10 protein-coding genes are annotated in these 12,757 nt (G+C 58.9%); 9 read left to right on the plus strand and 1 reads right to left on the minus strand.

All coding sequences use genetic code 11. The features are described 5' to 3' along the window. Nucleotides 1-5: 5 nt before the first annotated feature. From EHF33_RS13940 to EHF33_RS13955, 4 genes are all read left to right on the plus strand, one after another. Entirely contained in the window at nucleotides 6-596 is a 591-nt protein-coding gene (locus EHF33_RS13940) for a T6SS immunity protein Tdi1 domain-containing protein (RefSeq protein WP_124873279.1), read from the plus strand. A 1,261-nt stretch (nucleotides 597-1,857) separates the two neighbouring features. Then, entirely contained in the window at nucleotides 1,858-1,986 is a 129-nt protein-coding gene (locus tag EHF33_RS13945; RefSeq protein ID WP_420889968.1) for an integrase core domain-containing protein, read from the plus strand. Between the two features lie 160 nt (nucleotides 1,987-2,146). Continuing rightward, nucleotides 2,147-3,700: an AAA family ATPase gene (locus EHF33_RS13950; protein ID WP_124873281.1), complete on the plus strand. Its 1,554-nt coding sequence runs from the start codon at nucleotides 2,147-2,149 to the stop codon at nucleotides 3,698-3,700. Nucleotides 3,701-3,752: 52 nt separating this feature from the next. After that, nucleotides 3,753-5,789: a VWA domain-containing protein gene (locus tag EHF33_RS13955; RefSeq protein WP_124873282.1), complete on the plus strand. Its 2,037-nt coding sequence runs from the start codon at nucleotides 3,753-3,755 to the stop codon at nucleotides 5,787-5,789. Nucleotides 5,790-6,074: 285 nt separating this feature from the next. Here EHF33_RS13955 and EHF33_RS21895 read toward each other — a convergent pair whose 3' ends face one another. Further along, nucleotides 6,075-7,439 (minus strand): IS4 family transposase, encoded by a 1,365-nt coding sequence (locus EHF33_RS21895; RefSeq protein WP_124873284.1) that lies wholly within the window; start codon nucleotides 7,437-7,439, stop codon nucleotides 6,075-6,077. A 163-nt stretch (nucleotides 7,440-7,602) separates the two neighbouring features. Between EHF33_RS21895 and tnpA the strand changes: the two genes are divergently transcribed. From tnpA to EHF33_RS13985, 5 genes are all read left to right on the plus strand, one after another. Beyond that, nucleotides 7,603-8,001 (plus strand): IS200/IS605 family transposase, encoded by a 399-nt coding sequence (gene tnpA / locus EHF33_RS13965; RefSeq protein WP_124873286.1) that lies wholly within the window; start codon nucleotides 7,603-7,605, stop codon nucleotides 7,999-8,001. After that, entirely contained in the window at nucleotides 8,002-9,141 is a 1,140-nt protein-coding gene (locus tag EHF33_RS13970) for an RNA-guided endonuclease InsQ/TnpB family protein (RefSeq protein WP_124873288.1), read from the plus strand. Nucleotides 9,142-9,634: 493 nt separating this feature from the next. Further along, nucleotides 9,635-11,008 (plus strand): replication initiator protein A, encoded by a 1,374-nt coding sequence (locus EHF33_RS13975; protein ID WP_124873290.1) that lies wholly within the window; start codon nucleotides 9,635-9,637, stop codon nucleotides 11,006-11,008. Nucleotides 11,009-11,118: 110 nt separating this feature from the next. After that, nucleotides 11,119-12,438: an N-6 DNA methylase gene (locus EHF33_RS13980; RefSeq protein WP_124873292.1), complete on the plus strand. Its 1,320-nt coding sequence runs from the start codon at nucleotides 11,119-11,121 to the stop codon at nucleotides 12,436-12,438. Nucleotides 12,439-12,457: 19 nt separating this feature from the next. Beyond that, on the plus strand, nucleotides 12,458-12,745 hold the full coding sequence (locus EHF33_RS13985) for a transposase (protein WP_124873294.1): 288 nt from the start codon (nucleotides 12,458-12,460) through the stop codon (nucleotides 12,743-12,745). Nucleotides 12,746-12,757: the final 12 nt, after the last annotated feature.

A 12,757-nucleotide genomic window follows, 5' to 3' on the forward strand; every position in this document is an offset into this window, starting at 1 on the left:
AGGATATGACTCTCGACTTATCGAAATTCAACTCACTTTACTTAGATAGCCGAAAATCTTACGCTCATCATAAAATAGATTTACCAGAGACTATCCATGCGGAACTTAAGCAGTTATTTGATACTTACGGATTGTCAAGCTTAGATCAAGGTTTTTTATGGGTACTCGATCCCATTGAAACGAAGGAAGATTATCAACCTTGGTTTAACTACTTAGCTAGAACGGAAGGCTATATCAAGGCAGAGACGACTTACCCATTTATGAGAACTGCCTTCGGAGATGTTTTTTACTTTGATTCTACTGACTATGGTGAAATAAGTGTTGTAACAAATGGCGGTAGTAATATAAGCTTGAATGGTTATCTCAACAGGTCTTTAGCAGAAGAAGATTACTTGAATGATTCCCACTTCCATCATCTATTCAAAATCGCACTTGAGCGCTTTGGTGAACTTAATTGCGATGAATGCTATGCATTCTTACCTCCATTAGCACTTGGTGGTGAGATTGACGAGCAGTATCTTCAGAAAGTGAAGCTCAAAGAATACTTAGCCATCTTATCTGAGTTTCTGGGTAATGAGGATACTGAAGCAGGCTGAATTCAATCGAAGCTTATACCTGAATTCGCTTGGACAATCAAACATTTGCTGGCCAGATCATATTTTGCCGTGCTAAAGGGGAAAATCAGCACTAAAATAGATTAGAAAATACCCAGCGCTCAAGACGGCAAAGCCCGCCGCACGGAGCCGAATCGTGCTTGGACACAGTGGAAGTGAGAGTGCAGCCCACCGTTTTTGAAACGAAGCGCCGATCAAGCCCTACCCCTAGACACGATTTAAGTTGTCCTTTCGCTGGCCTACCGACCTTCAAGGCTATGGCTTTCAAACCCCCTGCCATACATCCAAAGCATTGAGGCATCAGGCCGCTTCCCAGTTCGCACCTCACACCAATCCCTGCAATTCTCTCAAACTGGGTTTAACGGCGGCTGAAGTGAGTGGCACCACAATCGCTATTTGAGACTCACACCCGCTAATTGAGACTGAGATTCTTCCTCTTCATCCCTACCTACAAGCTGCCTAAACCACCACGTCACAAAACACCTGAACTTCGGGCAGACTGTGCATTAAGTGACAGTTAAATCATGGCCTGCTCTCGCGGTGCGTATTCTGACCGTACGCGCCACGTGATTCCGAGGTAATGCGCCAGTCGATTCCGGACGTCTACGCCACCCTGTTCTGCTGATCAGCAGCTTCTCCCGGCCCACGAGACTCCACCGTCATCCTGAAGGATGACCAAGAAGCGTGTTGCCATGCGAAATATCCGAGAAGTCCTTCGACTCAAGCTGGATCTGGGCTACAGCGACCAACAGGTAAGTCAGAGCGTCAGGGTGGCCCGAAATGCGGAAATACGTTCGACGTGCGCAGGATGCGGGGTTGACCTGGCCACTTCCGCCCGATCTCGATGACCTGCAACTCGAAGCGGCGTTGTTCGGTCCCGTGGACCGAACAACGCCAGGAATGCTCGAAAGACCCGACTGGGCAAAGATCGACCGCGAACTGCGCCGAAAAGGGGTGACGCGGCAGTTGTTGTGGGAGGAACATCATCGTCAGTACCCCGGCAGCGTCCAGTACTCAACTTTTGCCGAACAGTACTGCCAGTGGAAGGCGCAGGCTGGCCTCTCGATGCGACAGGTTCACCAGGCGGACGAAAAGCTGTTCGTCGATTACGCTGGCTTGACCTTAGCCCTCACCGATCCTAGGACTGGGGGGTTCACCCGGGCCAGGTCTTTGTCGCCACGTTGGGCGCGAGTGACTACACCTACGCCGAGGTCACGCGCACCCAGAACAGTGAAGACTGGTTATTGACGTCTGGCGTGCCTTTTACAACGGCATTCGGCCGCATTCTTCGTTGCAGTATCGGACGCCCGACGAGTTTGCTGCACTTCACTCGGCAACTCAACCTTCGACCACGGCACTACACTCACCATGAAACGGGACTCTAATCAGCTTTGTCCATAAAACTGAACCATACCAGCACCAGCAACAACCCAGATGGGGCGACGGTGGGTTTGGCGGGGTTTTTGGGCACGCCGCCTGGCTCAACTGACCTCACCCCTCGCCCGGTTACGACACCGGGCAGACCGTGCGGCATGACGCACACCACCGACCAGAACCGCATCATCGCCGCCCTCGACAATGGTTTCTCCCACACTAGCCCGTTCGAATTCTTCCATCCCCACCATGAACTTCCACCGCGTTGCCGCAGTGAACTGCGCCCCGATCAGGCCTCCCATCCGAACCCCAGCATCAGTAGCGCCGTCGCCCAACTGCTTCGCGGCGAAGTGCGCCTCGACCACAAGCCCGGCGTGATGCTCAGTCTCAGTAACACCAGTTCCCACCTGATGATCAGTGATCTCGCTGCCTCTGGTCACCGCATCTGGTTCTCTACCACGCTGCTCACGACCTTGCCGTCCACCGTTGCGCTGATGGCGATGACCGAAGCGCTCACCACTGACTTCCTGCCGTATACCCGCGTTGCCCTGCGTCACTTCATCAAAATCTTGACCAGCACGGGCAATCTGCATTACCCCATGACCGGCATGCCCCTGCCCAGTGCCACCCTTTCCGTGCCGGTGCGTGAAGCGCTCTGGCGGCTGTGTGACACCATCGACGCCGAAGTGCGCCTCGATCTGCAAGAGGGTCGCCTCAGATCCTGCTGCCAGGACTTCGGCACCCAGCAGCTGGAGTTGGCCCGTACCGCGCGTGAAGTCAACCTTGCCACCCTCATCCACCCTCCACGTCCACAGACCCCGCAACTCACGCCCATCAGCCGCCTGAATCGCCTCATCAAACGCGGCGGTGCAGCCCTCCTCGTCGGCACCTTCAAAACCGAAACCGCCAAACGCTGCGCCGTTGAGAACAACGTGCAGCTCGTCCTGGCCAAAGGTGCGCCCGGCGTTGAAGACCGCGACTTCCTCGGCGGCGTCTACCCCACCGCGAACGGCCCGCAATGGGTGGACGGTCCGATCAGCCGCGCCTTCGTCCTCGCCCAAACCGGAAAGACCGTGCTGCTCATCGACGAGATCCTGCGTTACCAGCCGGAAGCGCTCAACGTCCTGATCGGAGCACTCGACAGCGTCAGCCGTGATGAAGCGCTCAAGATCGGCCTGCCGGAAAGCAGCCTGGTGGGCGAGCGCTTCTACCTGCTCCCGCTGCCCAACGGCGAGCACCTGTGCTGCCCCGCCGCGAACCTCACCTGGCTGATGACCACCAACCTCGGCGAAGATCACCTCCAGACGGCGGACCGCATCGACGCGGCGCTGCTGTCCCGTATCGACATGGTCATCGAATTCCTCTACCCCGATGAGCAGGTTGCCCGCGCCCTGTACGAACGGGTGGGTGGGGACCGTGAACTGGCTGACCTGGCGTACCAGATCGAACTCATTACCCGCGAGGGAGCCGATGTAGACGGCGGGCTGCTGATCCGTCCAGCCGACGCCCGCAAGACTCTGGCGCTGATCAAGGAAACGCTGAGCATCATGGAGGAGGACGGCCTGTCTCGGTTGGTAGCGCTCGAATGTGCCTTGCCGGTGGTGATCTTCCCGCACTGCTGCCCGCGTGACATGGCCGGGCAACTCGACGAGGCCGCCGTGAACATGCTCAGAAACCGCGTCATTGAAGAGGTGCTGGCCTGCGGCGGGTAAGCCGCCCGGACAGGACCACTTTTCCCTCCCCCTGACGGGGAGGAAAGGCGACATGCTCACCCTGCCCAAGCAAGTCACCACGCCCGCCTGGCACCAACAGCCCCGGTGGCGCAAGTACGTCACCCAACTTTTCGCGCTGATCAGCCGCCGCATGAACTTCACCTGCGAATTCCGAAGCGGCGACCTCATTGCCGGCGTCATCCCTGAATCTCGTCGCCTGATCATCAACCCGGCCCTGATGCCCATTCCCGACGCCGAGGTGCGGTTTGATCCGGGCACGGATCATGCGCGGCGCGTGATGCTGCTGCGCGTTATCGTGGCGCACGAAGCGGGCCACGTGGCGTTCAGTGCCCCCAAGCCTGCTCAGCCGCGCCTCGGGTGGGTGTGGAATGCCCTGGAAGACGAGCGCATGGAGCGCCTGGTCGTCCGCAGGCACCCGGAGTTGCTGAGCGACTTTGCCTTCCTGGGTGACGCCATGATGCTCAACGGGCCAGGTGGTGAGCTTGATCTGCTCAACGCCTGCCTGGTCTGGCGCTGGGCACATGACCGTCAGGATCTGCCGTTTCTCGTCAAGCCTGAAGACGAGGAGCGCTGGATGACTTGCATTCGTCCGCTGGTCGAGGCGGCCTGGGACGCGCAAGCTGGGGAGGTTGCGGGGATCGCCCAGCAGATTCTGAATGCGCTCCTTGAAGCTGCTGCGAGCAGTGAGATGCCCAGAGCCGCGCTGAGTGCCGATGGCGCAGGCATGACCGAAACCGGGTCAACCCCCCCTGCACCACCTCGCGCAGCGCCACAAGACCATTCCGGCAATGACGCACAGCGCGAGGGTGCTCAGGATGGGCCAGAGGGTTCGTCCGATCAAAAGAGTGATCGCTCAGACGCCGGTGCAGGAGAGGAGGGTGCTCCGGACGAGCAGGGTGAGCCGAATACTCAGGGAAGGGGCGGCTCAGAGCAGGGCGATCCCGCCACGGATGAAGACGACCAGGCCGCACAAGGCGGCTCGTCCAGTGATGGGGACACGACGGCTGACGATCCTGCGGACACCGAGGCTCAAGACGCACAGCGCAGCCCCTCCAGCGACGGTGAGGACAGCGCCAACGCCCCTGCAACGGATGAAGGCGACCAGGCGGGACGAGGCGGCCCCTCCAGTGACGATCACGGCCCGACGTCTAACGATCCCGCAACAGCTGGGAGCACGCCAGACGAGCCAGGCGATCCGTCCGGTACTCAGGACACGCTGGGCACAGGGAACACGCGAGGTCAAGGCAAAGGTGAGGCAGAAACGAACCCATCAGCAGGGAAGGACTGGGCCAGTCCAGCAGGCGGGGCGGGGGACGGCCTGCCGCTGCCCAGTGCGCCGGAAGAAGACCTCTGGCCTGACAGTGCGGTGTTTGAACTCGAAGCCCACGCCCGCCGTCTGAGCAGCGTTCTCGCGCCGCAAGGCACACCCGCCCACCAACAGCGCAGCCGCTCGAAAGGCCGATTCCGCTACGACCGCTACGTGACCGGAGCCGAGCGGTACTTCCAGCGCCGCGTGGGAGAGGAAAAACCTGCCCCGTTCGTCTTGCAACTCCTCGTCGACACGTCCGGAAGCATGGACGGCCCACGGCTGGCTGCCGCGCATCAGGCCGCCCTCCTGCTGTGCCGCGCGGCGTTCCTGGCCCGCAGCGATGTGCGGGTCATTACCTTCAACTTTGATGCTCAAGAAGTGGTGCCCCTGCACACCCCTTGGACTCAAGCTCAGCAGCTCGCTCACCTCCGGGCCAGTGGTGGCACGAACCTCGCTCCGGCGCTGGAACTCGCCCGCGCCTACCGCCCACCACCGACCCACAAAGAAGTCATCGGCATCATCTGCGACGGCAACCTCAAAAGCAGAGACATTCAGCGCTGCACGGCCCTGATGGACGCCCTGCGCCGCGAACGCACCACCCCACCCACCCTCTTCCCGCTGCTCATCGGTGAAGGGCTGGGAGCCACCGAAACCTGGAAATCACTCTTCGGCACCGCCGTCCCTGTCCTGGCCCTTGATGACATCGCCTTGACGCTCAAGCGTTGCCTCACCAACGAGCGCAGAAGATCCAGCGCCTGAATCCCAACCGCGAATGAGCAAACCCCACGCCCAAACATCCGGTTCGGTTGAAAACTGTCGCCAGCGTCCACGCGTACGACGCCTGTCTTCGTGACCGCCGACCCATCCGACCATCCGAGCCAACTCGCCCTTCAACGAGCCAAGCAGGCAGCCAAGTCAGATCAACGCTGAATGTTCCTGAATCTGAACCGACCTTACTCAGCGCCCATAGCATTAAAAGCGCTTCTATAGAAAAGGGTCTGGGCGGAAAACCCACCGGCTTTAGCCCTCATCGTTACCCACAAATTAGGGTGAGGGGGCAGGGGGGCACCAGGTAAGATCAAGCAATCGCATCCAACCTCTCCACAACGTCTGCCAACCTGGTTCTCCGTCACTCTTACGTGCCAGAAACCCTCCTAAATTTGCTACAGCACGCCAAAAGACACGTAAGGTTAGGGATGTTGCAGGTTGATGAAGTCGATAGGCGACTACTCGGCAGAGTGGTTCAGGGATCAACTGGCGAGCCAGTTGATCCCCATCTTCACGTGAAGCATTCCGGAGCCACAATAAACGCACAGCGACGATGGCGAGGAAGCCCAGCAACCTGTGAAGACGCTTCCCAGAACGGAGTTGCCGGGCTTCCATTCGGCAGCCTGATTTGAGGCATTTGTGATATTCCTCGATGTTCCAGCGTAACGAATACCAGGAGAGGCGCTCCAGAGCAGCTTCCACCGTGAGGCACGGAAGCGTGCTGACCAGAAGCCACTCCACGGCATCGCCCGAAGTTGCGAGGTCAAAGGCACGAACGCACCATACCCGTTGAGCGGGGAACCCCCGCTCAGGGCCATTTCTGGGCGCACACAGTTGGCAGGTGTCAAAGGCGATACCGAGCTGAACAGGCGTGACGACGTGGGTTTTGGGGTCTCGATACTTCAGCAGTGTGGTCGTGACCGGTGGTTTTGCCCGCATCCACTCCATAAGACGCTGTGAACCTTCATTGGTTTCAACGCAGCGGTTTTGGGCCACCCGCATGACCACTTGCCACTGGAGGCTCCGTGCGATCCGTAGGTAACTGAACACGTCACTGCCACGATCCCCCACACTGATCCAAGTACAACCAGGGGGCACACCGCCGATCGCCTGTACAGTATCAGCCCAGACATCGTATTCCGTATGTCGTCCTGCACGTTCTGTACGGGTTTCATGTCCTTTGTGTCGCTCTGTCCTCGTCCAGACATGCTGCCACGCTAGGCCGAGGACGCTGGCTCCACTGGATGTCGGTGTGACTGCAAGCGCTGAATGCATCAGAAATCCGCGCCCGCGTGTGTCACCGATATGACCCAAACCAGTCGTGGCGACGTGTGGGCTGAAATCGAGCTCAGTTGTGTCCTGAATGAAGAGGACGGGCAGCGCAGACTGCGCTGCCCGTCGGGTATGTTGCCAGTGAACGGCTGATAGCAATTCATGACTCAAGCGCTCTTCGTCAAGCAGTCGATAGGCCGCTTTGACATCGCTCCAGCAACCACATTGCTGCGGCAGGGAGCCCTCTGGAAACCGTGCCAGTGCCGCCCCTAAGCTGACAGCTCGCTTTGTTCGCCGTCTATCCCCAAGGTCGAGAGAACTCCATTGCTCCTCCGCCCATTGCCGGGCATCCAACCAATTGGTGTCCATTCTTCAGTTTGCGCCACTTGTGGGTAACGATGAGGGCTTTAGCCGTGGGATGGATGGCCCAGCCACCCGCAGGGCGGGAAGCTAAAGCCGAGCGCCTGACCGAAAGTCTACTCGGTGTCTGTTGTAGCTTGCAACAGACACGCCGAACCGCTAGACTGTGTTTGTGCCTAACGCCAACCTCCACAAACAAACTTCGGTGACGCATCTGCGCTACCACTTCGTGTTCTGCCCGAAACGGCGGCGCAAGGTGTTGGTGAATGGCGTGGCTGATCGTTTGAAAGTGCTGCTGGGCGAGAAGTGCGCCGCGCTGGGTTGGGAGATTGTGGCGCTGGAAGTCATGCCAGACCACGTTCACCTGTTCATCAGCACGGGGCCGGATGTTTCGCCCAGTCAGGTCATGCACGCCCTCAAGGGGTACACCAGCCGGATTCTCAGGCAGGAATACCCAAGCTTGAACACGCTCCCGTCGCTGTGGACTCGCTCTTTCTGGGCTAGCACGGCGGGCAACGTCAGCGCAGAAGTCATTCAGAAGTACATCGCAGAACAGAAGACGAGGGATTGAATGCTTAAAGCCTTCAGATACCGTCTTTGCCCTACCAAAGCGCAAGAAACTGAGCTGTTCAATCAGTTGCGCCTTTGTCGCAACCTGTATAACGCTGGACTGGAGGAAAGAATTGGAGCGTACAAGAAAAAGAAAGAGACGCTGAACTATTACGACCAGGCCAATAAACTGGGTGAGGTCAAAGAGGCGTTGCCGGAATACAAAGGCGTCTACTCTCAGGTGCTGCAAGATGTTTTGAAGCGGCTGGACAAGGCGTATCAGGCGTTTTTCCGCAGGGTCAAAGCGGGCCAGAAAGCAGGCTTCCCACGCTTCCAGGGACGTGACCGCTACGATTCCTTTACCTACCCGCAGTCGGGCTTCACGGTGGCTCAGGATGGACGCACGGCGTACTTCTCCAAAATTGGGAACGTTCGTATCCGGTTGAGTAGACCGCTGGAAGGCAAGCTGAAAACCGCTACGTTGATTCACGATTGCGGCGAATGGTACGTCAGCTACATCTGTCAGGTTGAATCTCGGCTGACGCCCAGCACGGGGCAAAGCGTCGGGATTGACGTGGGGACAACGCATTTCTTAATCACCTCCGATGGGGAGTTTGTAGACAACCCCCGTCACTTTCAGAACGCCATGAAGAAACTGCGAGTCGCGCAACGTGCCGTTGCCCGCAAACCGAGCAATCGCAGCAACACGCGCAGAAAAGCGGTGAAGCGAGTTGCGAAGCTGCACCGCAAGGTGGCGCGTCAACGTCTGGACTTTCATCACAAAGCAGCCCGCAAACTGGTCAATGAAAATGACCTGATTGCACACGAAAACCTCAACGTCGGTGGGATGGGACGCGGGAATCTGGCCCGCAGTATCCATGATGTTGGGTGGAGTCAGTTCTTCCAGATACTCGCTTTCAAGGCAGAATGCGCCGGAAAACGAGTGATAGCGGTTGACCCGCGCTATACGTCGCAAGCGTGCAGCAAGTGTGGGCACACCGAGAAGGCCAACCGAGTGAGTCAGTCCCGTTTCGTGTGCCGGAGTTGCGGGCATACCATGAACGCTGACCATAACGCGGCTGTCAACATTTTGGGCCGGGCAGGCCCTTTGAGCGTCAACGTAGGGATTTCTAGCCCATGCGTTGCTCAAGAATCCCACTGATTCATCAGTGGGATTGTCAATTCCCCGACCTCTTTGGGGGAAAGAGCGCTGGATTCCAGATAGCGTGTTGCCATTTCAAACGCTCGTCCCATCCGACCTCTTTGGGGGGAAATAACAAATGGGCGTCTAGTACGACCTTCAGGTGTTCCGACCTCTTTGGGGCAAAGTCCCGACCCCTTTGGCGGAACAGCCATTCACGCTTCGCCCGACCCCTTTGGGGGAAGCAGCTCGGCAGCTGCGCCCAGAGCATAAAAAACTCTCCTTTTGCCTCCCCGGACTTCATTCCCCAGAATCAACGACCCCTTTGGTGGAAGACGTCCCACAAAGCCCGACCTTTTTGGGGGAAATCAGCGTCTTTCCCCGACCCCTTTGGGGGAAAGACGCTATAAAATGCTGTTCCAGACGAGGTTAAGTCCTTTGCCTTGTTGTTGTTTTCTTTTAATCTTTATAAAGATCTTTAAAAACAACACTTCAAGGTCAGCCAGGAGGAGCCGTGAGCAAGCGAATCTTTCCCGTTCAGAACTTCACTGACGAGCACTTCATTGCCAAGCTCGGCCTGGTGAGTGTGCAGTCCCGGCTGGATCCCCAGCAGTCAAGTTCCAAGCGGTGGACGAGCCAGTTCATGGTGGACGGAGTCCCTTATCACCTCGACGGCTTCGCAGCAGATTTTGGACGGCCCAGAGGTATTGACACTGACACCCAGATTGCGATTGAGACGCTGTTCCACTTGCAAGGCTGTCCGAGTGACGACACCCTGACGGTCAGTGCTTACGAGCTGCGCGAAGCGTGCCTGATGACCGATAAGGGCACCAACTACCTCAAACTGCGTGAAAGTCTAATGCGGCTGTGGCGGGTCGGTTTCATCGTTCAGAAGGCCCATTACCAGCCAGAGAGTCCCTGGGGACTGTACCTCAACGAAACCCTGAGTTTGATCGCCCGCATCCGGTTCTGGAGTGCCGGGGCAAAGAAAGCCTCCCGTGAACTGGACGAACTCGTGCCTGCCGGGAAACTGGTGATTCAACTGTCTGAGCCGTATGCACAAAGTATCCGGGCGGGCTTTACCCACACCCTGAACCGTGAACTGCTCGCCAGCTTGGAGCAACCCACCGCCCGCGCGTTGTACCGGCTTCAGCAGGCTCACCGGCATGAAGATGGGCGTCCGTTACGGGTGGCATTGACGGACTGGGCGACGGCCTGCGGCATCACGAGTACCGAAACAGACAAAATCAGGCGGGTTCTGGGAGCCGCGCATGAAGAATTGCAGGCGAACAACTACCTTGACAGCATTGAAGTTGAAGGCCGGGGCAGCGCCCAGGTACTGAACTATCATTTCCGCAGTGCTGGCAGCGCCGACCCCAGTCTGGTGCGCTTGCTGCGCGACGTTGGCGTGAGTGCCGTTCGGGCTGAGCAACTCGCCGCCGCCCACCCTAAACAAGTGGAGTTGGCCGTCCGCTACGTCCAGCAGCGCCAGAAGACCAACCAGGTTCGCAGTCCCGGCGGATTGGTAGCGGATATCCTGACCAACCCGGACAAATACGTGCTGCCTGAAGCGGCGACTGCTCCTGTGAGGGTATCCGTCAGCCCCCAGCGGCGTCCGTTCGAAGAAGAGGCCAAAGCGGAAGAAGCGTACCGGCAACGCCACCAGATGCTGCTGCAATTGGAGCCGCAAGTGCAGTGGGAAGAAAGCAAAGCCACGCTCAAACTCCTCCTCAAGTCCGCGCTCAGCGCTCAGCAATTTGAGCGGCTGGCGGAGCGGTGCCAATCCGGGCAGTTGATGGCCGCCGAACTGGCCAGTGGTCTCAGCCGCGCGACCGCTCAGAACCAAAAAGAAGACGTGTTGAAGAGCTTGCTTGAGTTGCTGAAGTAGCAGGTTCAGCGAAATTTGGCTGAGGACGCCCCGCCCGAACACCACCAGTGTGTCTCAGCCTTTTTGACCCTCACGCCGAGCGCTGCCGCGCACCGGCGTGCAGCGCGGGTATGTTAAATTCCTTTGCGCTCTTGGCAGTGACTGGCCTGCTCGCCCTCTTCGGCCTCAACGAAGCCAACCCTTTCCCCCGAGTGCGGCTGAGCAAAGTGCGCGGGCTGCCCAAGAATGCCCTGGCCCTCAACGGCAACCTCTTCGCCCAGGATGACCACGACGTCCGCTCCACCCCGACCGCTGCACCTGAAGCGGCCCACGCGCTGTACGGCGTTGAAGTCAGCGGCTCCAGCGACACCGCCCGCTTCACCGCCAACGCTGCCGCAAAGCAGACCCTTCTCGCGCCTCTCCCTGACCTTGCGCTGCTGCGGGCGTACAGCGGCGGCGGCGGGATCGGAGAGAGCGCCAACCAGTTCTACACCCCCGCCCGCCTCGGGGCCTTGCTGTGGGACGCCGTCACCCCATACCTGAAGCTGGACGACGAAAAGAAACCGATCCGCGCCCTCGAACCCAGCTGCGGCAACGGCAGCCTGCTCACCCATGCCCCCGCAGGCGTCCTCCTGACGGGCGTGGAATACGATCCCACCGCTGCCAAAGCCGCCCAACTCCTGCACCCTCACGCCGCTGTCCACAGCATGCCGTTCGAGCGGTACGCCAAACGCAGCAGCGAGGCGCTCTTCGACGTCGTCATCGCCAACCCCCCCTACGGTTCTAGAGGCGAAACCCGTGACCTGCACGAGCAGGGCGAATCCCGCAGCGAGCGCTACTTCATGCAGCAGATCCTGGCCCGCACCCAATTCCAGACCGGGCTGGTGAGCGTCCTGATCCCCATCGCCCTGCTGCACGGCGCGTCTCACCAGAGCTGGCGTGAAGCGCTGCTCAAGCAGGCCCTGCCCATCCATGCCGCCGTCATCCCTACTGGGGCCTTCAAAGACGCTGGAGCGGGCGTCACCACGGCGCTGCTGATCTTGCGCCGTCACGATCACGGCGTGGCTGAAGCCTTGAGCACCCTGAGTGCCGAGCAAGTGACCGATGTGCTGTTCGAGTACGCCAGTGACTTGTGGCACCGCCAGCTCCTGCGCCACTTCAAACAGGGCAGCAGCCTCATCGAGACCTCCAGCAGTGACGGCAACTGGACCCACAAGCTCCGCTTCACGTACAGCGCCTACTGCTTGTGCGCCAACACCAAGCTCAGTGTCGGGCGGTACGGCAACCCCCTGCTGGAAGGCCCGCTCAAGCAGGGCGGCCTCAGCCAGTTCCACGATCAAGTGGCCTGCGGTATGAAAAGCCAGCCAGTGGTCTTCAAGACCGTTATCGAAACGATCTGGGTAATGCTCCAGGAAATCCTTCCAAAAACGTCCGCCCACTTGCGAGGGTAGGGCACACTGGAGGGAAATTATGGGAAAACAGCGAAAGAAGTGGCCGACCGATACCAAAGAGCAGATCGTGCTGTCTGTGCTCGGCGGCCAGCTCAATGTGGCAGAGGCGGCCCGGCAGCATGGTGTCAATGAAAGCCTGATTCACACCTGGAAAGCTCAATTCTTGGAAGCAGGTCGTGGCCGCTTGGCTGGGGACCACACGGATGACCGTCACGGTGAACTGGAACGCGAGAATGAACGCCTGAAGGTGCTGGTGGGCGAGAAGGAATTGGCGCTGCACATCGCAAAAAAAGCACGGGGTCTTTGAGTCCGGCTGAGC

Origin of the sequence: Deinococcus psychrotolerans, from assembly GCF_003860465.1 — a bacterium.
Taxonomy (GTDB): Bacteria; Deinococcota; Deinococci; order Deinococcales; family Deinococcaceae; genus Deinococcus; species Deinococcus psychrotolerans.